Annotated in this window: 25 protein-coding genes and 6 pseudogenes; 17 read left to right on the forward strand and 14 right to left on the reverse strand. The window is 67.5% G+C overall.

The window, feature by feature from the left end; all coding sequences use genetic code 11:
• Window positions 1-73: 73 nt before the first annotated feature.
• Window positions 74-881 (reverse strand): annotated as a pseudogene (locus tag OG718_RS04265) (IS5 family transposase).
• A 457-nt stretch (window positions 882-1,338) separates the two neighbouring features.
• Here OG718_RS04265 and OG718_RS04270 point away from each other — a divergent pair.
• The 3 genes from OG718_RS04270 to OG718_RS04280 all read left to right on the forward strand — a co-directional run bounded on the left by OG718_RS04270 (window position 1,339) and on the right by OG718_RS04280 (window position 3,198).
• Complete coding sequence (locus OG718_RS04270) at window positions 1,339-1,866, forward strand: TerD family protein (protein ID WP_328843306.1); 528 nt, start codon at window positions 1,339-1,341, stop codon at window positions 1,864-1,866.
• A gap of 391 nt (window positions 1,867-2,257) precedes the next feature.
• Window positions 2,258-2,632, forward strand: coding sequence for a hypothetical protein (locus OG718_RS04275; protein ID WP_143645021.1), 375 nt, complete (start codon window positions 2,258-2,260; stop codon window positions 2,630-2,632).
• A 194-nt stretch (window positions 2,633-2,826) separates the two neighbouring features.
• Window positions 2,827-3,198: an ArsR/SmtB family transcription factor gene (locus tag OG718_RS04280; protein ID WP_143645022.1), complete on the forward strand. Its 372-nt coding sequence runs from the start codon at window positions 2,827-2,829 to the stop codon at window positions 3,196-3,198.
• Here the strand turns inward: OG718_RS04280 and OG718_RS54330 are convergent.
• Window positions 3,167-3,457 (reverse strand): transposase, encoded by a 291-nt coding sequence (locus OG718_RS54330; RefSeq protein WP_443054892.1) that lies wholly within the window; start codon window positions 3,455-3,457, stop codon window positions 3,167-3,169. The genes OG718_RS04280 and OG718_RS54330 overlap by 32 nt on opposite strands.
• A gap of 61 nt (window positions 3,458-3,518) precedes the next feature.
• On the opposite strand from OG718_RS54330, the pseudogene OG718_RS54335 reads away from it, so the two are divergent.
• Window positions 3,519-4,401, forward strand: a pseudogene (locus OG718_RS54335) (helix-turn-helix domain-containing protein).
• 14 nt (window positions 4,402-4,415) lie between these two features.
• A pseudogene (locus OG718_RS04290) lies at window positions 4,416-4,553 on the forward strand (IS5/IS1182 family transposase); the annotation flags it as partial.
• A gap of 36 nt (window positions 4,554-4,589) precedes the next feature.
• Here OG718_RS04290 and OG718_RS04295 read toward each other — a convergent pair.
• Complete coding sequence (locus OG718_RS04295) at window positions 4,590-5,459, reverse strand: IS5 family transposase (RefSeq protein ID WP_328843307.1); 870 nt, start codon at window positions 5,457-5,459, stop codon at window positions 4,590-4,592.
• A gap of 436 nt (window positions 5,460-5,895) precedes the next feature.
• Window positions 5,896-6,426: a peptidoglycan-binding domain-containing protein gene (locus OG718_RS04300; protein ID WP_143644300.1), complete on the reverse strand. Its 531-nt coding sequence runs from the start codon at window positions 6,424-6,426 to the stop codon at window positions 5,896-5,898.
• 391 nt (window positions 6,427-6,817) lie between these two features.
• On the opposite strand from OG718_RS04300, the gene OG718_RS04305 reads away from it, so the two are divergent.
• Window positions 6,818-7,339, forward strand: coding sequence for a cold-shock protein (locus OG718_RS04305; RefSeq protein WP_328843308.1), 522 nt, complete (start codon window positions 6,818-6,820; stop codon window positions 7,337-7,339).
• A gap of 397 nt (window positions 7,340-7,736) precedes the next feature.
• Here OG718_RS04305 and OG718_RS04310 read toward each other — a convergent pair whose 3' ends face one another.
• On the reverse strand, window positions 7,737-8,603 hold the full coding sequence (locus OG718_RS04310) for a GNAT family N-acetyltransferase (RefSeq protein ID WP_328843309.1): 867 nt from the start codon (window positions 8,601-8,603) through the stop codon (window positions 7,737-7,739).
• Between the two features lie 302 nt (window positions 8,604-8,905).
• On the opposite strand from OG718_RS04310, the gene OG718_RS04315 reads away from it, so the two are divergent.
• The 4 genes and pseudogenes from OG718_RS04315 to OG718_RS04330 all read left to right on the forward strand — a co-directional run bounded on the left by OG718_RS04315 (window position 8,906) and on the right by OG718_RS04330 (window position 11,450).
• Entirely contained in the window at window positions 8,906-9,685 is a 780-nt protein-coding gene (locus OG718_RS04315; RefSeq protein ID WP_328843310.1) for an SDR family NAD(P)-dependent oxidoreductase, read from the forward strand.
• Window positions 9,686-9,875: 190 nt separating this feature from the next.
• Window positions 9,876-10,190: pseudogene (locus OG718_RS04320) on the forward strand (replication-relaxation family protein); the annotation flags it as partial.
• Window positions 10,191-10,299: 109 nt separating this feature from the next.
• Window positions 10,300-10,434, forward strand: coding sequence for a hypothetical protein (locus tag OG718_RS04325; RefSeq protein WP_328848008.1), 135 nt, complete (start codon window positions 10,300-10,302; stop codon window positions 10,432-10,434).
• A 428-nt stretch (window positions 10,435-10,862) separates the two neighbouring features.
• Window positions 10,863-11,450, forward strand: coding sequence for a hypothetical protein (locus tag OG718_RS04330; protein WP_328843311.1), 588 nt, complete (start codon window positions 10,863-10,865; stop codon window positions 11,448-11,450).
• A gap of 218 nt (window positions 11,451-11,668) precedes the next feature.
• Here OG718_RS04330 and OG718_RS04335 read toward each other — a convergent pair whose 3' ends face one another.
• Window positions 11,669-12,340, reverse strand: a complete 672-nt coding sequence (locus OG718_RS04335) for an HNH endonuclease family protein (RefSeq protein WP_328847682.1) — start codon at window positions 12,338-12,340, stop codon at window positions 11,669-11,671.
• Window positions 12,341-12,457: 117 nt separating this feature from the next.
• Between OG718_RS04335 and OG718_RS04340 the strand changes: the two genes are divergently transcribed.
• The 4 genes and pseudogenes from OG718_RS04340 (at window position 12,458) to OG718_RS04355 (ending at window position 14,407) form a co-directional block, all read left to right on the forward strand.
• A complete protein-coding gene (locus OG718_RS04340) occupies window positions 12,458-12,697 on the forward strand; it encodes a hypothetical protein (RefSeq protein WP_186001558.1) in 240 nt (79 codons plus the stop codon).
• Window positions 12,697-13,077, forward strand: coding sequence for a toxin Doc (locus OG718_RS04345; protein WP_328843312.1), 381 nt, complete (start codon window positions 12,697-12,699; stop codon window positions 13,075-13,077). The genes OG718_RS04340 and OG718_RS04345 overlap by 1 nt, the downstream gene beginning before the upstream one ends.
• Before the next feature lie 55 nt (window positions 13,078-13,132).
• Window positions 13,133-13,407: pseudogene (locus OG718_RS04350) on the forward strand (transposase); the annotation flags it as partial.
• A gap of 19 nt (window positions 13,408-13,426) precedes the next feature.
• Window positions 13,427-14,407, forward strand: a complete 981-nt coding sequence (locus tag OG718_RS04355) for an RNA-guided endonuclease InsQ/TnpB family protein (protein ID WP_328843313.1) — start codon at window positions 13,427-13,429, stop codon at window positions 14,405-14,407.
• Between the two features lie 118 nt (window positions 14,408-14,525).
• On the opposite strand, the gene OG718_RS04360 is transcribed toward OG718_RS04355, so the two are convergent.
• Window positions 14,526-15,434, reverse strand: coding sequence for an NADP-dependent oxidoreductase (locus tag OG718_RS04360; RefSeq protein WP_328843314.1), 909 nt, complete (start codon window positions 15,432-15,434; stop codon window positions 14,526-14,528).
• Window positions 15,435-15,858: 424 nt separating this feature from the next.
• Between OG718_RS04360 and OG718_RS04365 the strand changes: the two genes are divergently transcribed.
• Window positions 15,859-16,215, forward strand: coding sequence for a MerR family transcriptional regulator (locus OG718_RS04365; protein ID WP_097289521.1), 357 nt, complete (start codon window positions 15,859-15,861; stop codon window positions 16,213-16,215).
• Between the two features lie 127 nt (window positions 16,216-16,342).
• Here OG718_RS04365 and OG718_RS54340 read toward each other — a convergent pair.
• From OG718_RS54340 to OG718_RS04375, 3 genes and pseudogenes are all read right to left on the reverse strand, one after another.
• A pseudogene (locus OG718_RS54340) lies at window positions 16,343-16,471 on the reverse strand (IS21-like element helper ATPase IstB); the annotation flags it as partial.
• 14 nt (window positions 16,472-16,485) lie between these two features.
• Window positions 16,486-16,674, reverse strand: coding sequence for a hypothetical protein (locus OG718_RS04370; protein ID WP_328843315.1), 189 nt, complete (start codon window positions 16,672-16,674; stop codon window positions 16,486-16,488).
• Between the two features lie 237 nt (window positions 16,675-16,911).
• Window positions 16,912-17,253: an ArsR/SmtB family transcription factor gene (locus tag OG718_RS04375; RefSeq protein WP_328843316.1), complete on the reverse strand. Its 342-nt coding sequence runs from the start codon at window positions 17,251-17,253 to the stop codon at window positions 16,912-16,914.
• A gap of 143 nt (window positions 17,254-17,396) precedes the next feature.
• Between OG718_RS04375 and OG718_RS04380 the strand changes: the two genes are divergently transcribed.
• Complete coding sequence (locus OG718_RS04380) at window positions 17,397-17,684, forward strand: DUF1330 domain-containing protein (protein ID WP_143644294.1); 288 nt, start codon at window positions 17,397-17,399, stop codon at window positions 17,682-17,684.
• 75 nt (window positions 17,685-17,759) lie between these two features.
• Window positions 17,760-18,641, forward strand: a complete 882-nt coding sequence (locus tag OG718_RS04385; RefSeq protein WP_328843317.1) for an IS5 family transposase — start codon at window positions 17,760-17,762, stop codon at window positions 18,639-18,641.
• 32 nt (window positions 18,642-18,673) lie between these two features.
• Here the strand turns inward: OG718_RS04385 and OG718_RS04390 are convergent, their stop codons facing one another.
• The 4 genes from OG718_RS04390 to OG718_RS04405 all read right to left on the reverse strand — a co-directional run bounded on the left by OG718_RS04390 (window position 18,674) and on the right by OG718_RS04405 (window position 22,288).
• Window positions 18,674-19,192 carry a hypothetical protein gene (locus OG718_RS04390; protein ID WP_143644292.1) on the reverse strand — a complete coding sequence of 173 codons (519 nt, stop codon included), beginning with the start codon at window positions 19,190-19,192 and terminating at the stop codon, window positions 18,674-18,676.
• Window positions 19,193-19,954: 762 nt separating this feature from the next.
• Entirely contained in the window at window positions 19,955-20,533 is a 579-nt protein-coding gene (locus OG718_RS04395; RefSeq protein WP_328843318.1) for a TetR/AcrR family transcriptional regulator, read from the reverse strand.
• Between the two features lie 167 nt (window positions 20,534-20,700).
• Entirely contained in the window at window positions 20,701-22,092 is a 1,392-nt protein-coding gene (locus tag OG718_RS04400) for an amidase (RefSeq protein ID WP_328843319.1), read from the reverse strand.
• A complete protein-coding gene (locus tag OG718_RS04405) occupies window positions 22,079-22,288 on the reverse strand; it encodes a hypothetical protein (protein WP_143644289.1) in 210 nt (69 codons plus the stop codon). Before OG718_RS04405 ends, OG718_RS04400 begins: the two co-directional genes overlap by 14 nt.
• Between the last annotated feature and the right edge of the window lie 67 nt (window positions 22,289-22,355).

The following is a 22,355-nucleotide window of genomic DNA, read 5'->3' on the forward strand; positions in this document are numbered from 1 at the left end:
GACCGTCTCAGAGAACCCCATCCAGACGCACAGACTTCCGCGGCCGCCTGGAGGGTTCCTCTAACTGATGGTTTCAGAATGAGGTTCGGAGTCGTCTCAAGCAGATGATGCTGCAGGCAAGTTGGAGGAAGCCCAGGTGGAGATCTGCGCGCTTCTCGTAGCGGATCCGCAGCCGTTTGAACTGGTGCAGCCAGGCAAATGTGCGCTCCACGACCCAACGCGTCTTTCCCAGGCCGGAGCCGTGCGTGATGCCTTTTCGGGCGAACTTGGGTGTGATGCCGCGAGCCCGGAGAAGGCGGCGGTACTTGTCGTAGTCGTAACCGCGGTCGGCGAACAGCCGACTTGGCCGGTGCCTGGGTCGACCGCGGACACCACGGATGCGGGGTATCGCATCGAGCAGGGGCATCAGCTGGGTGATGTCGTGGCGGTTCCCGCTGGTCAGTGAGACGCAAAGGGGGTGCCTTGCCGGTCGACGATCAAGTGGTGCTTGCTGCCGGGCCGGGCCCGGTCGACCGGCGAAGGTCCGGTGTGAGCCCCCCTTTCAGAGCCCTCACGTGCGATCCGTCGATCGCGGCGTCGTCCATGTCCAGCAGACCCGCCGCACGCAGCTCGGCCAGCAGCACCTCGTGCAGTTGCGGCCAGACACCGGCCTCGGTCCAGTCCCGCAGTCGCCGCCAGGCCGTCACGCCACTGCAGCCGACCTGTTCTGCGGGAACGTCCCGCCAGCTCACGCTTTTGCACAGCCCGTAGACGATGCCTCTGAGCGCAGCCCGGTCATCTGCCGGCAACCGCCCCGGATACCGATGCCGCCGAGGCGGCCGAGCAGGTAAAAGCGGGGCTACACGTTCCCACAGGTCATCAGGCACAAGTTCAGCAGCCACTCAACCGATCCTGCCGACACAACACCCAACTGCCAAGCCCCACAACGAATGTCATTCTGAAACGGTCAGTAAATCGGAGAGCCGCCTTCCACAACGGAAGCCCCAGGCCCTGAACTGGGGCTTCTCATGGACCGGGTGACGTTGAACGTACTCGCGCTCTCGCATGCGCGGCCAAGAAGCCAGATGCTCACGCCCAGCGGTGCTGAGCGACGCGGCACCAGTTGCAGCCCCGGTCATGGGCCGCCGACGAGGCGAGGCACTGCAGACGATCCACGTCGCGCGGCCCCGCAGGTCGCCATACGCCTCAACCCCCTGCGCCGACCCAAGCGCGTACGTACCTCGAGCCCATACGCGAGTTGCCGCACGAAGCTTCAACAGGATGCCCGAGAGCCATACTTACTGTAGCCATGCGGGGACCATCCCTTTGACGACTCAATACGCGAGAGGCAGCAATCCGGTGAGCAGCGGCAACCAGGGCGTGCGGAAGGCCGAGGTACGGCTCAAGTGGGATCCGAGTCCCTGGAACCAGCCACCCCACCATCTCGACATCATCGCCGCGACCTACTCGGCGGACGCCCCGTACGGGAGACCGGTGTACATCGTCCACTTCGACAGCCGCTCACCGGACGGCACCATCAACATGAGCCGGCACAGCCAGACCGGCCAGGGCTTCGGCTACGTCGAAGTGATGACCCTGGAGCTCGATCGCCTCGCCCCCTCCTACGCACGGGTGGTCGTGGGCGTGGCAATCCACCAGAACAGCGGCCCCAAAACCTTCGGTGACCTGTCGAACGCCGGAGTGCTCGTCGCCGAGGGCTACAAGGAACTCCTCAAGGACGACTTCGCGCAGGTCTCCGGATGCACCGCCACAACGGTCGCGGAGTTCACCCGGGACGCCTCTGCGGCATGGGAGTTTCACAAGATGGTCCGGGGATTCGACAGCGACCCCGAGATCTTCACCGCGGAGATGGGCAGCACCCCGTAACCCGACCGGCCGACAAAGCCCGAGACGCGACCGATCGCGGTGAACCCGCCCCGCCACTGCCCCACCCGGAGTTCCCCGCGAGCAGCCGATGCGCGAGAACTGCTCGAAGGCGCGGCAGGGTGCGTACGGGATAACGGAGGCCTGGTGCCGAGCCTGGTACTGGTGGCGGCGTAGCAGGGTTCGTGACCTTCGCCGTCTGCCTCGGCCTCTGCCGTACGGCAGTCGCGCGCCGAGCATGTGCGATCGCAGATATCGCATCATCCGACTTTGTTGGGGCTCCCTCGGCCAGTACCGGAACAACAGGGCTGCGAGCCGCAGGTTTTACGTAGGGTCCGGGCATCGGTGAGGGGGCGACGCCCGAGCCTCGCAGTGACACGGAGGAGACGTCGGTATGAGCAATGTCGAGATTTGTCTGAAGGAGATCATGGCTTCGATCGAGGGCGCGTTAGGAACTGCTCTGGTCGACTACACCAGTGGCATGGCGCTGGGCACTCTGGGGGGCAGCAAGGACCTCGACCTGACTGTTGCGGCGGCGGGCAACACGGATGTGATCCGAGCCAAGACCCGCACCATGGAACACCTCGGACTCAAGGGTGAGATCGAGGACATCCTGATCACACTCGTCAGCCAGTACCACATCCTCCGCCCGCTCAAGGGCCGTGGCGGCAACGGCTTGTTCCTCTACCTCGTACTCGACAAGAAGAAATCCAACCTCGCAATGGCCCGCCACCAGCTCAAGACCATCGAGACCCAACTGGACGTATAGAAGAACGCGTGTTCCATGGCCCCGCACGCCCACGACTTGAAGACTTCTTCAACTCGGCACATTGAGATCAGATCAATCCCATGGGCGTGCGGGGCCGGATGCACCAGGATCGGTCAGCAAGACCCCCCGCGGTGGTACGTACAGGGCCGCCGCGCCGGATGCAGCCCGTCGAGTGCGGCAGGGAGCGATTGACCATGCAGGTCCCCCTCTACCAGGCCAAGGCCGAGTTCTTCCGGATGCTCGGACACCCGGTACGCATCCGGGTCCTGGAGCTGCTGCAATATGGGCCCGTCTCCGTACGCGACCTGCTCAGCGAGATCGAGATCGAACCGTCCAGTCTCTCCCAGCAATTGGCCGTACTGCGCCGCTCTGGGATCGTGGTGTCCATCCGGGAAGGCTCTACCGTCAGCTACGCCCTTGCCGGCGGTGATGTGGCCGAGCTCCTGCGCGCAGCCCGCCGGATCCTGACCGAATTGATCACTGGCCAGAGCGAGTTGCTCGCCGAACTCCAGCAGGCAGACCCCCAACCGGCCCTCACCCCCGGCGGAGGCGACCGGCACTCCTGACGCTCGGGCCCTGTGGCCCAGCCTCGAACTCCAGGGCAATCAACGGACCAGAATTGCCCCTCGTCCGGAGCGCGTTCGCTCCGGCCGCCCGCACCCAGTGGGGTAGCGTCTCCGGGTTGACTCCCCGATCGGCGGCAACCGACCTGACCGTCACTCCCAGGCGGGACTGGTCCAGCGCGACCACGTCCGCCTTGAACTCCGGCGGAGAGTGCTTCAAGACCACGAGATGTCCGTTCTCAGATCCCCAAGATCTAGTCATACATGTCTAAAACTACCGATCATGGTTGACACCTGGGTCTCTGATCACTACGGAGATCCACATGTCGAAACCCAACGTCACCCCGCCGCTTGACCGTGAGGCCAAGCGGCGGCTGGCGGTCATACGTCACGTCGAAGACGTCACCGGGAACGTCGCCATGTCCTGCCGCTATTTCGGGATCAGCCGGCAGGCGTACTACACCTGGTACCGCCGCTACCAGGCCAAGGGAGCCGAGGGCCTGCGCACCCGCTCCAAGGCCCCCAAGCACAGCCCCAACGCGACACACGTCGAGGTCGTCGGGAAGATCATCTACCTTCGGCAGAGCCACCACTTCGGCCCCGAGAAGATCGCCATGTACCTCAAGCGGTACCACGACGTCACCATCAGCAAATCCGGCGTCTGGCGCATCCTCAACCGCCTGAACATGGGCCGCCTGCCGACCTCCCAGCGCTACGAGAAACAACTGCCCGGCCACCGCGTCCAGATCGACGTCAAGTTCATCGAGCCCCTCGCCTCGATGCCGCAGGGCCGCCGCGGCGGGCGCAACAAGTACTTCCAGTTCACCGCGATCGACGACTGCACCCGCCTGCGCGTCCTGCGGATCTACCCCACGCCGAACCGGGCGACCGCGATCCAGTTCCTCGACTACGTCATCCAGCGCCTGCCGTTCCAGGTCGAGGTCATCCAGACCGACAACGGCATCGCCCACACCTACATCAAGCCCCGCACACCACGCTTGATCGGCAAAGTCGAACGCTCCCACCGCATCGACGCCGAGGAGTTCTACCGACTCCTCGACGACGTCATCATCGACGACGCCGAGGCCTTCAACGACAAGCTGCGCAAGTGGGGAGGACTACTACAACTACCATCGCCCACACTGCGGCCTCGGCGGCCAGACCCCCTACGAACGCCCCAAGCAGAAGACCACGGCCCAGGCGTAACCGGTGATCATCAGTTGCACACCGCCCGGGCACCCGTCGAACGAGGCATGGCACGGCTGAAGTCCTGGCAGATCTTCCGCAGATCCCGCATCAGCCCCAACCGCATGAGCGTCATCACCAAAGCCGTCCTCACCCTGGAGAGGCAACGCTGAAAACGGCTCTCTCAGAGGTCGTTCTCTCCCGTTGTTTCATACCTGGATGCGACCTTGATCCGGTGATGTCGGGCCGCGCCAGGAGACGGTTGCCTCGCCGGTGAGGCGGCGGGCCATCAGGTCGGACATGGCCAGGTGGATCATGGCCTCGGAGCGGGCCGGGAGGGTCTCGTAGTCGCGGGCCAGGCGGCGGTGGAGCATCAGCCAGCCGTACGTTCGCTCGACTGCCCAGCGCTTCGGGATCGGGGTGAACCCCCTGGTCCCGGGGGTGCGGGTGGTGATTTCCATGTCGATGCCGAGGGTGGCGGCGTGCTCGACGAAGTGCTTGCGGTAGCCGCCGTCGACCCAGGCCTTGCGGATGCCGGGCTGAGCGGCGGCGATCTGGTCGAGCAGTTGGGTGCCGGCCACGGAGTCCTGGACGCCGGCCGCGGTGACCAGCACCGCGAGCAGGAGGCCGAGCGTGTCGGTCACGATGCTGCGCTTCCTGCCCACGATCTTCTTGGCGTTGTCGGTGCCCTGACTCGTGGCGGGGACGCTGGTGGAGGTCTTCACGCTCTGCGCGTCGATCACGCACGCCGACGGCTTCGCGTTCCGCCCCTCCTGCTGGCGCACCAACTCCCGCAGTAGGCCGTTGAGCTGGGCAAAGATGCCGTCCGACTGCCACTTGGCGAAGTAGCCGTAGACCGTGTTCCAATGCGGGAAATCATGCGGCAGATAGCGCCACTGCACTCCCGTGCGGTCCACGTACAAGATCGCGTTCATGATCTCGCGCAGGTCGTGTTCGGGCGGCCGGCCGAATCCCAGGGCCCGGCCGCGGCGCTCAGAGCGCCACGCGGACAGCACCGGTTCCATCAACTCCCAGCGGGCATCGGACAGATCACTCGGATACGCGCGACGGTCGGACATGACACGGACGTACCGCCGGTCGGGGGCGTGCGCCCAGGCGCGTGTTCTGCCCGGCTGAAGCACGGAACAGATACGGGCGTCCTGGAATGAGACAGGCCCAGGCCGACTCCTGCCCCAGACGTCACATCACCTGACTCTGCAAGCAGCTCCAGCCCGGCTGCCCCACCCGCACCAGATCATCAGTGAGTGCAATACCGGAGATAACACCTCACTGCAGATGAAAGCAACCTCTGAGAACCTATCTTTGAACCTCCGTTGACCTCATACACGTGCTCCGATGGAGGGCTTGGTGCGCGCTGAGCCCTCTGCTCGCAGTGGCTTCGCAGAGGGTTCTAAGGGCTGACCGATGGCCTGTTCAGCCACGCCAATTGCCGAGCACTCCGCCTGAACCGGGTCCGGGGAGGTACCGAAGCCGTCGCGGTACGCGGGAGGCGTATCACACGTCGTATCTGGAGCACCTGCCGTTGGTGGTGGTGGGGACGGTGTTCGTGTGCCACCACAGCGCAAAGAGCATGTGGTCGCGGGCGTAGGGGCCGTAGACGCCGTCGACGTTGCTCCCAGTGAGGCCCCACACGTTTCTCTGGATCCACTTGAAGGCATCTCGGGTGCCGGCGCCGTAGACGCCGTCAGCGCCGCCGCTGTTCTTGATATAGGTTGCGGCGGGCGTCCCTGCGTAGCAGACGAGGATGTTTACCTGCAGGGCGTAGACATAGTCGCCGCTCATGCCCTGCCGCGCGTAGCAGGTCGAGATCGAGCCCCGAATCCTGGGGACGATGATCAAAGTGAGGGCGCTGCGCGTCCTGATCGTCGTCTCGCCGCACGGGTGGATCGCCGCGGCCGCAGCGGGCCCGCTGGCGAACACCGGGGCTGCTGCGTTGGCTGGGGAAGCGGTGATCACTCCTCCCAGTAGGGCCGCCATCATGGTCCCTGTCGCGAGAAGTGCCTTACTTTTACCCGTCTTGCGCATGCCTATTGGTTCCTTTCAATATGGAGTCTGATCTATGCGCGTCCACGCCTGCTGAACAGGTATTTTCTGACCTCGCCCAGGAACCTTAGGATCATCGTGGGCTTTGGACTTTGTCGTCCGTGCAGGAAACTTTGTCAGTCGTGCACCGTCTCAAGTTGACGCCGCATCAGGCGAGGGTCGCCCTGGGGGTGAGGTCATGCACGACCGCCATGGCCGGTGTCAGCCCCGTACGACGGGCACAGTAGCCCGGCCCTGTCGCTGAGTGTGCCGGTCGTTTGCCCCACAAGTGCGGGACCCCGCACCCGGACCTGCGTCTGGCCCGCGGCTGCGAGGCGTGCCATGAACGGGGCACCGTCGTGACACCGCAGGGCCGTCACGAGCTGTGCCCGACGTGCCAGTACCCTTCCGTGCCGCCGTCTACGGTGACGGCTTTCCCGCAGTCCTGAGCACGGCCGGAAAGCCGGCGGCCAGCGCGCTCGCTGGGGTGGTGAAGCCGGGCCGGGCGCGGGGTGTCTGCCTCGCGCTCCCAGACCCGCGCCGGTTGTCGGCGATCATGCGCGGGCAGATGCTGAGGGCTCCCATCCGGTGGCGCCAAGAGCTGGGGGTGCCTGTGCCGAGCGGCGTGGTGAAGTGGTTCGATCCCGAACGGGGCGTGGGTGCCATCACTCAGGACGGCGACGGCCGGGAGGCTGTCGCCCACCGGTCGGCGGTGCACGGTGACGCCGACCGCGTGCTGGTCGCGGGCCACCGGGTGCGCTTCGACGTCACCCAGGACGCCGACGGCGTCCGGGCCGACAACATCCACCCACCGACCCGGCTGGACCGTCCGCCGGCCGAACGGCCACAACACGGCCAGCTCATCTGGATGGTGCCGCCCGGACTGCCCCCACGTCCTGTACTGGTGGGCGGGTGAGAACGTCGCACGGCGCGAGGCTCGGAAAACCCGCCCCGCGCACTCCAGCTCCGCGCCCGGTCCGGGACCAACCGCACCGCCCGACCCGCCACCTGCACCACCGGCGCCCCGGCCGTTGCCCGCTCGTCAGCGAGCTGCTCGATCATCCGCTGCCACACCCACACCGCCACGGCCAGCTCGTCCTGCTCGGCCCGCACCTCGGACAGCTGCTTGACCAGCTGCTCTTCGAGTTCATCCAACTCCGCGCGGCGCGCGGTGATCCGCTCATGCACCTCGGGGTCCACCATGCGCCGGAGCGTACGAGCACAACCCGAGACGGCGGAGCGAGAAAACGCAAAACCCGCACCTACCAGACGATCTACGCCCCAGACTGCCGCCTTACCGAGCAGCCCCGGCGTCAGGCCGTCCGGATCCGGTCCCGCACCTCCGGCCGCACCTCGAACCCGGCCGCCTTGTACGTGGCGACGCCGCCGACGTTGGAACTCGGCGTGCATACACGTACGCTCGACGAGCCCATCTCCCGCAGCGCGGCCGCCCCGGCCACGGTGATCGCCCGGCCGTAGCCGCGACCACGGTGGTCCTCGTGGACGCCCATCGGCTCGACCAGCCCTGGCTTCCCTGGGCCGGCCGACCACACCGTCACCACCGCCGCCACGCTGCCCTGGTCGTCATAGGCGCCCAGGCAGCGGGCGTCGGCGTAGAACGGTCCCGCCGACATCGCGTACCAGTACTCGCGCGTAGGCCGCGAGGTGTTGAACGCCGACCGCAGGACGTCGGCGAAGTCCTGCGCCTGCTCCGGGCCGATCGACTTGATCCGCACGCCGGAGTCCTCCACCGGCTCGGTAAGGTCGCGGAAGAGCGGCGTCCACGGCTCGCCGACGCCCCAGCCCTCCTTGCTCAGCAGGTCGTGGAGCAGCAGGCCCAGCGGCGCCTCGATGGACACCGCTCCTTCCGGCAGCACGCCGCGCTCAGGCAGCGAGAAGTCCTCCACAAGCCGCCGCGCCAAGTCCTCATCCTGGAAAGCGTCCGGAGCCACCGTCATCCGCACCAGCGTCGGCGAGTCGAGCATCCCGACCGCCAGAATCCGCCCGTCCCGACTCCAGGTCCGGACCACCGCGGCCGTCTCGGCCGTTCCGAACCGGTAGTTCCAGCCGATGTCCCCGGAATGCAACTGCATCGGCGCTTGGTCGTACTGCCACTCCCGCAGCGAGGCCATGGCCTCGCGTACCCCGTCGACAGCCGGCGTACCCAGCACAATCGTCATAGCCGGGATCAGACACTCCATCCCGAAGGTCCGCAACCGATTAACCAGGCCGGCCGCTGCCCCCGCAGCGGCCCGACCAAGAGCTTCTGCTCCCGCAATCGTGAGGACCCGGTTTTGTTCATGTGGTGGCCATGGTGGCGACCGTCCTCGGTGTTCCACCAGCGATGAAGACCGATGTCGGAGTGGGAGACCGTGCGGGGTTCGCCGCTCAGGGGATGGTCGGACCCGCTCAGTTGGTCTTTCCGCCCGATGCGTTCCGTCCTGGGCGCTGTCGCCGTGGACGCGCCGTCTAGGGTGCGGGAATGACCTCGCGCAACTACCTTTCTGAACTGTTCTCGCTGGATGGCCGGGGCGCCGTGGTGACGGGCGGCAGTTCCGGCATCGGCCGGGCCATCGCAGGGGCTCTCGCGCGAGCGGGGGCCAGCGTGGTGATCGTGGCACGTAAGGAGTCGGAACTGGCCTCCACGGTCGAGGAGTTGACGGCAGACGGCTGCCGGGCGGCTTGGGTGAGCGCCGACCTGGGCACCCGCGACGGGGTGCGCGCGGCGGCGGAGCAGGCAGCCGCCGTGTTCGGCGAGCCCGACATCCTCGTCAGCAGCGCCGGGATCAACCTGAGGCCGCCGATGGGCGAGCTGGGCGAGGACGTGTGGGACGCCACGATGGCGGTGAATCTGGAGGCGCCCTACTTGTTGGGCCAGCGGTTCGGGCCCGGCATGGCCGAGCGGGGCTTCGGGCGAATCATCCACATCACCTCCCAGCAGGCCCACCGGGCGTTTGTCCAGAGTGGGGCTTACGGGGTCTCAAAGGGGGCGCTGGAGTCACTGGCCCGCTCTCAGGCTGAAGCGTGGTCGCCCCACGGCGTCACTTGCAACACCCTGGTGCCCGGCTTCGTCATGACCCCGCTCAATATGCGGTTGTCGTCCGACCCGGAGAAGGTGACGGCGCTGGCCGAGCGAACGATGGTCGGGCGCAACGGTCTGGCCGAGGACTTCGCCGCAGCAGCAGTGTTCCTGGCCGGCCGCGGATCTGGCTATGTCACCGGGCAGGCGATCTTCGTCGATGGCGGGCTCTCCGTTCACTGAGCCCTAGCACCGCATGAATCCGAACCGGCTGGGGACCACGAGCAGAGCCGGGGATTTTCGGAGGCATCAGAAGGCGGTGGGCCCGCCGCGGTGGGCATCGGCGACAAGGTTGCGCTGGGTGGTGGTGTCGAGCGGGTGCCGCATCACCGGACGTGGCGTTCGGCTTCGGTGGCCTTGGCCACCAGAACAGATGCACTGGGTGATCGCCCCCGGGGTGCGCATCGAGCAGACCAGGCGACGGCTGGCCCGACTGCGGGAGGCGGGGCTGGCCGACCGGATCACCCTGCCGCGGGCCGGACGAACCCGGGTGTGGATCCCCACCCGGTACGGCGTGCAACTCGCCGGTGAGTGGCCCGAGATGCGCGGGCGCCGGCCCTCCAGGACGGTGTCCGATCCGACCGCCGTACGGCTGAAGGCCGGCCACGCGCTACCCGTGACCAAGACCGCGCTCGCTCTCCTCCAGAACGCCCGCCGCCACGGCGACCTGTGCCGGCCACTGGACTGGATCCCCGAGGTCCACCATCCGACAGGCAGCAGCAAGGCGGTCATCCCCGACGCCCTCCTGTTACCCGCACGGTCCCGCCGACGGCAACGGGCCGACGCTGCGGGCGTTCGTGGAAGTCGACCGGGCCACCATGGGCCTCGAGCGGCTGGCCGCCAAGCTGCCCGCGTACGCCCGTCTTCACGGCTACGCGCCCACCGTCCCGGGGCGCCGGCCGACCATCCAGGAACCGGCACTGGAGGACTGACGGCGGCGCTATCCCCTGTTCCCACGGCTGCTGTTCATCCTGGACAGCACCGGCCCCACCGGTACCAAGACGCGTATCCGTGCCCTTCGTGCGGCCGCCAGGGACCCGGCGGCGTTCAACTTCCTGCACGACGTGCCCATCCTCGCGGCCTTGCTGACCGCCTGCTGATGAGAACCGTTTTCAAGAATCTGCATCAACTCCTCGACCAGGCAAGCGAAATGACGCCGAGAGAGACCCGTGAACAGCCGATGCGCCAGTACCGCCCGATTGACCATGAGCGCCACAATCGGATCATGCCACCGGCCCGGCCCTGAGCCTCACCCGCTATCACGCACCAACTCGTCAGAGAGCCCTGACGGAAGAGTCACCGCAGCGATCAGATGAAACGGGGTGGCGGAGGCTTGCGAGGGCGTGTGACGGTTCCGTCCATGGGCAACTCCAGGGCATACCCCGTTTTCCGGACCGCCGACGCGTCGGCGGCATACACACAGGCCAAGCGCCTGTGCGCGCTGCTGGCAGAATGCGACGACGAGGTTGGGCTCTTTGCCGAGCTGCGAACGGTCGCGGACGTGCAGCAGATGGCTGCGGTCTTGCCTGAGGCGAACTTCGACTACGCGCACACGCGCACCGGCCCGGCGGGTGAGAACGCCTGGTTCGCCCTCGATGTTACGACGGCGGACGACGCCTCACTGGAGCCGCACCTGCCGCTGAACGTCATGGAGGATGTTCCGAGAGGGAGCGTGGAGGAACGCTTCGTAGCGGCTCTGGGCCAGGGCGTGGCCGCCATCGACTGGCACGGCTTGTGGCCGGATGAACCGGAAGCGGACCAATACGGAGTGGCCCAGTACGACGGCGTCCAGGTCGTGTTCCACGGCGACAAGGCCCAGTTGGGCCGATGGACTGAGCATCACACCGTCTTCGTCCACGTGACCAATTGGGGCGACCTGCCGCGAGCCCAGAAGCTGGCCACGCACATTGGCAGCGAGGTCCTGGGCGAAAAACAGCTCGGATGGTGAGGTTGCACTGAAAAGGACCCCCCGACCAGCGGCCACCAGCAACAGGCTTTCCCCCTCTCCCTGCCAGCTGGGGAAACTCATAGCAATCCCATGGGAAGCACGCCTTCAGACCAGCCTGCAGGAGCTGGTCAGCCCTCCCTCGATGCGCCTTGACTTCACACGATTGGGAAGCCTCCCCCGTCCAGCCAGGGCCCGCGCTCTGCCAGCGCCGGGCGGTGCTATCCGGCGGGCTCGTACGTCACGGACTCAAGCGGGCAGCCGAGAGCGATGTCCCGCAGGGAAGCGAGTTCGGTGTCGTCGGCGGCCAGGCCCCAGCGCAGCTTCGCGCCCACCCACTCGGAGGCGTACTGGCAGCGAACCGCGCCGTCGGGGGCGGGCGGCATCCACTCTGCCGGGGCCTGGTCGGACTGGGAGCGGTTGGAGCGGGCCGTGACGGCGACCAGGGACGTCTCGGCATCCTGGTCGTTGGCGTAAGCCTCGCGGCGCTGCGGCGTCCAGGCGGAAGCCCCGCTGTCCCAGGCCTCCGCGAGCGGCACCATGTGGTCGACGTCCAGATCGGACGCGCCCGTCACCCACATCGCGTCGTAGTACGACCACCACTGGCCGCCCGTCAGCCGGCAGCCGGGGCCGATCTCGGGGGCGTCGACGGCTTCTGCGATCAGCACCGCTGCACGGATGTTGCAGCCGTCGGTGGGGTTGGTGCCGGCGTTCCAGTGATTGAAGGAGGTGGGCTGGTAGCCCTCCCGCGACTCGGTCCCCAGTGGCAGGCGGTCGACGGCGGTAGCAGCACAATGGCCTCGGTCGGCAGGATGACGGGCACGTCCGTATGCTCGCCCCCGATCGCTGCCGTCTGCACCAGCCGCGTGTCCCGCACTCCGACGACCCCCAATCGTCCACGGTCAACGATAGATCTGCGAGCACCGGAATCGACAGGTGCTGGTCAAGTCACAGAGCGCTGGGCACCGAACCCCTCGCACGGCAGGCACCTACTAGGTACCATCGGGTGTATGCCATCCCTGAACGTGTCGTTCACCGACGAGGAGCTCGAAGGCGTGCGCGCGGCCGCGGCCGCCGAAGGCAAGAGCCTCAAGCAGTATCTGCACGATCTCGGTGTCCGTGAGATGCAGCGCACCCAGTTCGTCACTGGTGCGAGGCACTGGGCTGACCGGCTGCGCGGGGAGTTCGACGACGCCTTCCCCGACGAAGTGCCCCCCACCGAGCGCCCGGGCGGAGCCGCAGCCGCCTGATGCACCTGCACATCGACGTCTCCTGGCTTCTCGACGTCCAGGAGGCCGCCCTCGGCAACGGCGAGGACATGTCCGTCGCGGACTACTCTGCGCTGGTCGCCGCGGTCGCCCGGCACAAGACCAAGCTGCCCACCCTAAAGGCCGCAGACCCGGACGCCGCATGGCGCGCCGCGGCGCTCATGCACACCGTCGTCCGACTTGAGCCGCTCCCTTACCGCAACGGCCTGTATGCCGCGTTTGTCACTGCCCAGTACATGAGCCAGTCCGGCGAGGGCATCGACCCGCCGTACGGCGCCCTGTCCGATCTCGTTCGGAAGATCCGCGATACCCGCCTGCGGGTCCCCGAGGTCGCTGACCAACTGCGCTCCTGGAAGATCTAGGCACTGTTTCTCGGATCTGCTGACGTGAATGGGGTGTTGGGGCCAGGTTGGGTGTATGGGCCGTGGGGATCTGACGAATGCGGAGTGGGAACGGCTGGAGTCGTTCTTACCTGCTAGTGGTGCGCGTGGGGCAGGTGGAGCGATCACCGTCGAGTGATCAACGGGGTGCTCTACCGGGTGCGGACGGGTGTGCAGCGGCGGAATCTGCCGGAGCGTTTCGGGCCGTGGGAGACGGTCTACAAACGGCATCGCCGCTGGTCGGCTGATGGAACCTGGACGATGCCGCTGTCCCGGGTCCAGGCCGCCGAGGACGCTGTGGGAGGGATCGACGGTCGTTCTCCAGCAGTCCTTGCGCGATGCCGAGACCGCCTACAGGAACTTCTTCGCCTCCCTCAAGGGCACCCGCAAGGGGCCCAGGACCGGTGCGCCGCGGTTCAAGGCGCGCAAGGACACCCGCCAGTCGATCCGGTTCACCGCCAACGCCCGCTGGAAGATCACCGACAGCGGACGGCTGAACCTGCCGAAGATCGGCGCAGTGAAGGTGAAGTGGTCCCGCACGCTGCCCACCACCCCCACCTCGGTCACCGTGGTCAAGGATTCCGCCGGACGGTACTTCGCCTCCTTCGTCATCGACACCGACCCACAGGCGGATGCCGAGCAGATGCCCGCCACCGACCGCACTGTCGGCATCGACCTCGGCCTGACGCACTTCGCCGTTCTGTCCGACGGCACGAAGATCGACTCCCCGCGGTTTCTGCGCCGAGCGGAGAAAAAGCTGAAGAAGGCCCAGCGGGAACTGTCCCGCAAGCAGAAAGGTTCGAAGAACCGCGAGAAGACCCGGCTCAAGGTCGCCCGTGCCCACGTCAAGATCACCGATGCCCGCCACGAGTTCCACCACCAACTCTCCACAAAGCTGATCTCCGAGAACCAAGGGATCGCCGTGGAGGACCTGTCGGTGACGGGACTGGCACGCACCAGGCTGGCCAAGTCCGTCCACGACGCCGGCTGGGCCTCATTCGTGAACATGCTGGAATACAAAGCGCAACGGTACGGAAGGATCCTGATCAAGATCGGCCGGTTCGAGCCGACGAGTCAGGTCTGCTCCAACTGCGGCGTCAAAGACGGGCCCAAACCCCTCGACATGAGGGAATGGACCTGCGCCGCATGCGGCACCGTCCACGACCGGGACATCAACACCGCGATCAATGTCAAGACGGCCGCCGGACTGGCGGTATCGGCCTGCGGAGCGCCGGTAAGACCAGAACTCGATCTGGCGCAGCGCGCAGAAACAGGAAGCCACGGATTCCCGACCGAACCCCGTGCCGCGTAGCGGCACAGCAACGATCGAGAAGGCCAGAATCCTCGGGCTTCAGCCCTAGGTGCAAGTCAAAAGAAACGCAACACCGTACAGGCCCGCACGTTGCGAGTTACCTACCTCGTGGGCCTGTTCAGATACAGATCACGATCTTTCCTCGGGTGCGTCCGCGCTCGGCGTGTGCGTGGGCGTCGGCGATCCGCTCCAGGGGGTAGGCCTGTTCGATACGGGGTGTGTAGCGGCCTTGCCCGCCCAGTTCCGCCGCCGCGGACAGGAGAGTGGAGTCGTTCACCGCGTGGGCCACATGCGTGCCCAGGCGCTGCCCGCCCGCGTGGTCGGCGACCGTCGCGACGCGCTTCGGGTCACCCGCGATCGCGACGAGGTCGTCCAGGGAGCCGGAGGCCGCGGTGTCGAGCACGATGTCGACGCCGTGCGGAGCGAGGGCGGTGAGGCGCTGTGCGAGGCCCGGGCCGTAGGTGGTGGGAACGGCGCCGAGAGAGGTGAGGAACTCGTGGTTGCGTTCGCTGGCTGTCCCGATCACGGTGCCGACACCTTGCGCCACGGCGATCTCGACCGCAGCGCTGCCCACGCCTCCGGCGGCGCCCTCGATGAGGAGGGTGCGCCCCGCGAGGGGGCCGAGCGCGTCGAGCCCACGCATCGCGGTCACGGACGCGAGACCGGCGCCCGCGGCCTGCTCGTCGTTCCACGTGGCGGGGGTGTGCGCCCAGGCCGAGAGGATGAGCAGCTCCGCGGTCGCGCCGGTGACGCCGCCCAGCCCGAAGACCCGGTCGCCGATGCTCACCCCCTGCACCCCGTCGCCGATCTCGTCGACCACACCGGCGCCGTCGCGCCCGGGAATGTCGGGCAGGTCCAGGGGGAAGATCTGGTGCAGGGCGCCGGAGCGCAGCTTCCAGTCGATGGGATTAACGCTGGCCGCCGCGACGCGGACACGAATCTCACCGGGTCCGGGGTGGGGGTCGGGGGCCTGCTCGATCACCAGGCTCTCCGCTCCGCCGTATTCGTGGAACCGGGCTGCGCGCATAATGGTCTGCCTTACTTTGACGGGCCGGAATGACGTGTTCATCCGACGCTCGTCACTCTAGAACCTGACGTTGACGTGAGGTGCAAGCCGCAACTGCCGCCCGGCCGGAGGAGGGCAGGAGCGGATGGGTGAGGTTGCCGAGCGGGCGGGGTGAGCGTGGGGGCCTGCGCCACTGCGAGGGATCACGCCGCCCGTCACGGTCGACACCCATGTGCCCTCGGGGGGCTCGGCGATCCCGGCACGACGCGAGGGCTGCCGTGCGTACATGAACCGCGTGAACGCCCTCGGGTCCGCCACCGGGTCATGATCAGTCTCGGCGCCGGCAACGGTTCGATCGGCCCTCAGGGCTGCCCCCGGAGCCGGTATTGCTAGCCTCAACCTGCCGTAAACGTGAGGTATGAGCGGGAAGGGAGTGACCTGCGTCGTGCGCATCGGACAGCTCGCCAGGCGGTCAGGGGTCAGCGTGCGGGCTCTGCGCTACTACGAGGAACAGCGGCTCCTGGAATCGGCGCGGACGCCCGGTGGGCAGCGTGACTATCCCGACGAAGCCCTGGAGCGGGTCCAGCTCATCCAGGACCTCTTCGCGGCCGGCCTCTCCAGCCGTACCGTCGTCGAACTCCTGCCGTGCGTGAGCACCGGCGTCGCGACCCCCGCCATGCTCGACCAGCTCATCATCGAACGCGACCGCATCGCCGCACGCATCCAGGACCTGACCCGGGCCAAGACCAAACTCGGCCGCGTGATCGAGAATGTGACCGCGGCGAACGTGGCACAGGACTGATCAACCCGTCGCGAGGGGCGGGGCCCCGACCTGTCCGGCATCTACCGGGCGACATCGCGCGTGAACAGGTCTCCCCACCCACCCGGTCGGGTCCGTGAGCGCCACCCCTCCCCTGTATCCGCCATGGACGATCGGCGGCTTCGGCCAGCTCGGGGTACTGGGTGCGGATGGTAGGTAGCCGGAGCATCCGGCATGCCTGGTCCACGGCAGTGCCAGCGGCCTGTTCGGTCAGTCCGCGGTTGCGCTTGGCGGTCACCGTGCCTCTTCCTGCTATGCCTGGCCGTCGGCCGGACGCCGACGGAATTGCAGCAGCTGGTCGTAGGCGGCCACCGACAGCAGCGGCCTGAGGTCGGGCGGCAGCGCGTTACGGAACGCCTTGTTGTCCTTATGGCCCGGCGCCATCAGCCGGTGGATCTGATCGGCGCTCGCCACCTTCAACACCCCGCTCGCGGCCAGCACGTGCCCGCGCACCGCCGATGTGGACCCGCACGGACACGCCTTCGAACCACCCACCCCAGCCCGCCCCTTCCCCGTCTCACCCCATCGCGGCACCCACGGGCGCCGCGGCGAGGGACGGCGACATCGCACGCTCGTTCATGAGGTTGGCCAACCTGCTGGATCCACCCAGGGTTTTGCTAGCGCCCGAGTTCCGCCGGCGCGTGGTCGCTCTGGCCGGCGCGCAGGGATAGGACCGCGTCAGAGGTTGCCACCGTCGGCCGCGTGCGCGGCCGGCGAATCTCTGACCGCCGCCAGGACGCTGTCCAGGAGGCCGGGGAAGCGCGCGTCCAGGTCCTCACGGCGCAGACTATGCAGGATGATGCGGCCTTCTCGCCGGGCGTGCAGGACACCGGCCTCTCGCAGCACGTTCCAGTGTCGGCTGGCGGTCGACGGGGACACGTCGGGCAGCGTGGTCGAGCACGTCAGCTCCTCCCCGTGAGCGAGACGCTCGATGATCCTCAGCCGGGTGGGATTGGCCATCGCGTCCAGGACGGACTCGATGCGCAGGTCCGCTCGACTGGGGTGGGTCAACGCTTTCACACGCCGATAGTACGCCAATTTGCGAACAATCCAACAGTTGTGCCGCACCTCGCACCCGCACCCTCAAGGGTTGGCATTCACCGGGGCACTGCTGTTCAATAGTTCACGTAGTTACGAACTAACGAACTATGAAAGGGCCACAAGTGAGCGCCTACATGGTCATCAGCGTCACCCCCCAGGACGACGAGAAGATGCGGGACTACGAGTCCAGGACCCTTGAAGTGGTCTCGCGCTACGGAGGCAAGCCAATAGCCCGTGACACCGAGTGCTTCGTCCTGGAGGCCGGCCAGCGGCCGGGCATCGGAGTGATCCTGGAGTTCCCGGACAAGCAGGCCGTCCTGGACTTCTACCACTCGGAGGACTACAAGCCCCTCAAGGACTTCCGCCACACCTTCGCGACCGCCAGCGCACTCGTGGTCGACTCCGTCTGACCCGCAACATGACTGTCCCTAGGGCCTGTCCGATGGGTCGGGTAACGCGCCCGTCGGCCGGTCGTTCTGTCCGGTGTGGGGCGGGGCGGCCCTTCTGATGACGAGTGGGCTCGACTCGAACCGAGTCTGCCCAAGAACGTTGGGCGGGGCGGACGTTGGCAGTGTCATCGGCGCGTGATCAACGGGATTCTGTTCCGGCAGCGCACCGGTCTGCCGTGGCGAGATCTTCCGACCCGTTTCGGGAAGTGGAAGACGGTTTATGACCGCCATCGCAGGTGGTCCGCGGATGGCACATGGAAGCGTGTCCCGGGGACGGTCCAGGCGGACGCCGACGTCCAAAGGCGGATCGACTGGAGTGTGGTGAGCGTGGATTCGACGGTCTGCCGCGCCCATCAGCATGCAGCCGGAGCTCATCACCACGTACCCCGGTTGCTGGGGCGCCGGCGCCGTCCGGCCGAGCATCGCCTTGATGAGGCGCTCGGCCGGTCACGGGGTGGTCTCACGACGAAGATTCATCTGGCAAGTGACGGCAGCTGCCGCCCGTTGGCTGTGCTGATCACTCCCGGGCAGTGGGGTGACGCGCCGCAGTTGATCAAGGTTATGGATCGTGTTCGTGTCCCTCGCCCAGCCGGTGGCCACCCGCGGACGCGACCGGACCACGTGTGTGGCGATAAGGCGTACAGCTCTCGCCGGAACCGTCGCTACCTGCGGCGACGCCAGATCAAGCACACCATCCCTGAGCCGAAGAATCAGAAGGTTAACCGCCAACGGCGCGGTAGCCGCGGCGGGCGACCGACCGGCTTCGACGGCACTACCTACAAGAGGAGGAACGAAGTTGAGCGCTGCTTCAATGCGCTCAAGGGCTCCAGAGCCGTGGCGACTCGCTATGACAAGAGGGCTTACGTCTTCCACGGCACGGTCACTCTTGCGGCCATTCGGTTGTGGCTCCGCTCCTGATAGCCACCGCAGAGGAAGCCCCGAGGGTTACCTCAGTCGTCGGCGGCGACGATGAGCGTGATCCGCTCAGCCGGGCGGTCGATGAGCACGAACTCGTGGAAGGAGTCGTGCACGCGTCCCCAATCATGAATCGCCTCGTCACCGAGCTCGCTGAGGTAGTAGATGCCATCAGCTGCGGCTAGGCGGGCGAACACCTCCCGCTGCAGATCTGCCTCCAGCTCGGTGGACACGTCCCGGAGCGGATCCATCCACTCCCGCAGGATCTGCACGGCCTTCTCATGGCTGATGGACTCGTACAGGTCAGGCGTGATCAACCGCAGCCAGTACGGACCGTGGCGGGGTCCGTCCGGCAACACTCCGCCACCTGCATAGTCGTCCCGGAACTGCTCATGCCCAATCAGTGCGGCAAGCAGCCCTCTATCGTCCACGGACTCTGCGGCGAAGCGGAGCTGCTTGATGTCGACCCACCGAAACCCGTGCTCCATCAGACCCGGGACGTAGCGTCGAAAATTGATGAAGGCGCTTTCCTCGTGAGCGAGTCCGTTGTCCATAGCGCCAGCCTAGAAGGCAGACAACAGGTCCCTGCCGACTCACCGGACAGGCCCTAGGTCAGCCCTCTACGGTCTGACACTCCTCGTCGGCCTACGCGCCTCCCGTCGGCGGGGTGTTCGCGCCGGGCACGTTCATCGCGAGCCGCCGCCGAATGCGTCGCGTCGATGGCCTGGCTCTATGTGGCCGGGGCAGACCCTTCCACTCCGGTGTCTCCGACCCCGACAGACTGTTCGCCCAGCAGCTTGAGGAACACCTCGGGAACTGCGCAAAGTGGGCTGGGACGACCCGCGCACCTCCACCGCCGCCCGTGGCAGTAGCCGGATCACCCCGGCCATGCGCGCGGTACGGGCCAAGCCCTTCCCAGCGCGCCGTGACCTCTACCTACGGGATCGGCTGCTGGAACAAGCCGGCCGGCGCCGGGCAGGCTATCCATGCACAGCGTCACCAGCCACCTGCTGTGCCTGGAGGAGGAGATCGGAGGCCCGCTGCTGGTTCGGACCACCAAGAACCGACCCCTGCAGCCCACCGACCTCGGACACACCACTACGCCTCAAGCGGCGCGCAGCCTCCCGTACGGACACATCCTCGGCGGAGGCCACGTACACCCGCCGCCACGGCGCCGTATACCGACCAGTTCGGTGATCTCCACGGACCACACCACAAGCCGAAGGCCCTTGTCTCGCTCGAGCTGCGATGGCCCGCGGGCATGAGCAACGGTGAATCTGGGCGGTTCCTCCTGCGCGGGCCTCGAGGAATCTGGATCATGGGCGGGGTTGTTCTTCGCCCATGTCGAGGAGTTCGGTCACGAGCCGACGGGCGTACGCGGCGTCGAGTCCGGCCGGGCGGAAGAGGATGCGGTACATCATGGGGGCGACCACGCGGTCCATCGCCGTCTCGACGTCGGGAGTGTTCTCCTCGCGGCCGATCGCGCGGGCGAGCATGACGTCGACCTGTTCGGCCGCGTAGGCCGAGCACTGACCGGCGTAACTGCCGTCCGGGTCGCCGAGCAGAGCGTCACGGATGTAGGCGCGGCCGGAGGGGGACGACATCTCGTCGAGGAATTGTTCGGCCCAGGCCGTCAGGTCGGACAGCAGGTCACCGTGGTCCTCCGGCGCGGTGTCAGGCCGTAGGCGCTCCACCGCGACGTCCGACAGCAGCTCCTGAAGGTCGCCCCAGCGGCGGTAGATCGTCGAGGGGGTGACTCCGGCGCGCTGGGCGACCAGCGGGACGGTCACCGCGTCTCGGCCCCGCTCCGAAAGGATTTCGCGGACAGCGGTGTGCACCGAAGCCTGGACCCTTGCACTGCGCCCGCCGGGGCGCACCATCGGCTTGCGACTCATAGTCTCACCTTAAAGCACAGTTCTTGCGTTTAGGAGGAGCATGCCGGCTCGACGGCCGCGCCAGGGCCCCCTCGCCGGTCTACTGGCTGCGGGCATCCGGTCCTGATCCCGACCGGAGCCGAACGGCATATGGGCCGGTCCGGAACCGACTGGCCCGCACGCCGCTCTCAGCCGGCCGGCGCGAGCGATCGGGCGGCCTGCGTCCGCTCGTAGGCGTGGCCCACCCGCAGCAGCTGCCGCTCACCGAAGGGCCGCCCGAGCAGCTGCATGCCGATCGGCATGCCCGCCGTGTCGTGGCCCACCGGGACGGACAGAGCGGGCACTCCGGTGATGTTGGCCGGGGAGGATAGACGCACGTAGGCGTCGGAGACGGCCTCGGTCGAGCCGTCGGACCAGGTGACGCTCTCCTGACCGGCCTTCACCGCGGTCATCGGGACCGCCGGGGCGGCGATCACGTCGGCCTTCTCCAGAATGCGGGCCCATTCCTCCTGCATGAGCGTCCGGGAGCGCTGGGCACGCAGATAGTCGCCCGCACCCATCAGCTCACCGGCCTCCAGGAGGATGCGGACGTCCGCCTGGTACAGCTCGGGGACGGTACGCAGCGTGCCCTCGTGGTAGGCGGTGGCCTCCGGCACCATCAGCCCCCACTGGGTGGCCTGGATGTACCGGGTCATCGGGATGTCGATCTCGACGAGATGGGCGCCGAGCGTCTCCAGCTGCGCGATGCCCCGGCGGACGGCGGTCTCCACCTCCGTGTCGACATGGTCGAAGTAGTAATTGCGCGGCACCCCGACGCGCACGCCCGCCAGGTCCGGCTCCCGTTCCGGCCGGTGGTCGACGGCGGGGGTGTCCACCGAGGCGGGGTCACGCGGGTCATGCCCGGCGAGGACGGTCAGGACCAGGGCCGCGTCCTCGACGGTGCGGGTGACCGGGCCGACGTGGTCCAGCGACCAGGACAGCGACGTGATGCCGTGGCGCGGCACCAGCCCGTAGGTCGGCTTGAAGCCGACGACCCCGTTCAGCGCGGCGGGAACCCGGATCGACCCGCCGGTGTCGGTGCCGAGGGCGAAGGTCGCCGCCCCGGCCGCCACCGCGACGGCGGACCCCCCGCTGGAGCCTCCCGCGACCCGGCCGCGGTCCCAGGCGTTGCCGGTCTGCGGGGTGGTCAGGCCGTAGGCGAACTCGTGGGTGTGGGTCTTGCCGACCAGGACGGAGCCTGCGGCCCGCAGCCGGGCGGCGACCGTGCTGTCAGCGGCCGCGCGGTGGCCGGCCCGGACCCGGGAACTGGCGCTGGTGGGCGAACCGGCGACGTCGATCAGGTCCTTGAGCCCGGCCGGGACGCCGTGCAGCGGCCCCCGGAACACGCCGCGGGCCGCTTCCTGCTCGGCCTCCCGCGCCGCGCCGCGGGCCTGCTCCGCGGTGACCGCGACGTACGCCTCGACGTGCGGGTCCACCTGGTCGATGCGGCCGAGGACCGAGTCCACCAGCTCGACGGGGGACAGCCGGCGGGCCCGGATCTGCTGCGCGGCGTCGGCGAGGGTCAGCTCATACGGCTGCATCGCGCTTCTCCTTTCCTGCGCGGTAGGCGCCAGCGGGCGGGGTGTCCCCGAAGTCCAGCTCACGCAGGACCGCGACGACGGAGTGGATGTGGTTGGCGGTGGCGGCGGCCGCGGTGTGGCGGTCATCGGGCAGCGGAAGTCCGGCTCGGGCGGCCCAGCGGGCGACCTCGGACGGCGTGAGTTCAACGGAGGGCACGGGTCTCTCCTGATCAGGGGCGTGGCAACGAAGCGCCCCGCACTAAAAGCCAACGGTTTGCGTTAAG

It is taken from the genome of Streptomyces sp. NBC_00258 (assembly GCF_036182465.1).
Lineage (GTDB): Bacteria > Actinomycetota > Actinomycetes > Streptomycetales > Streptomycetaceae > Streptomyces.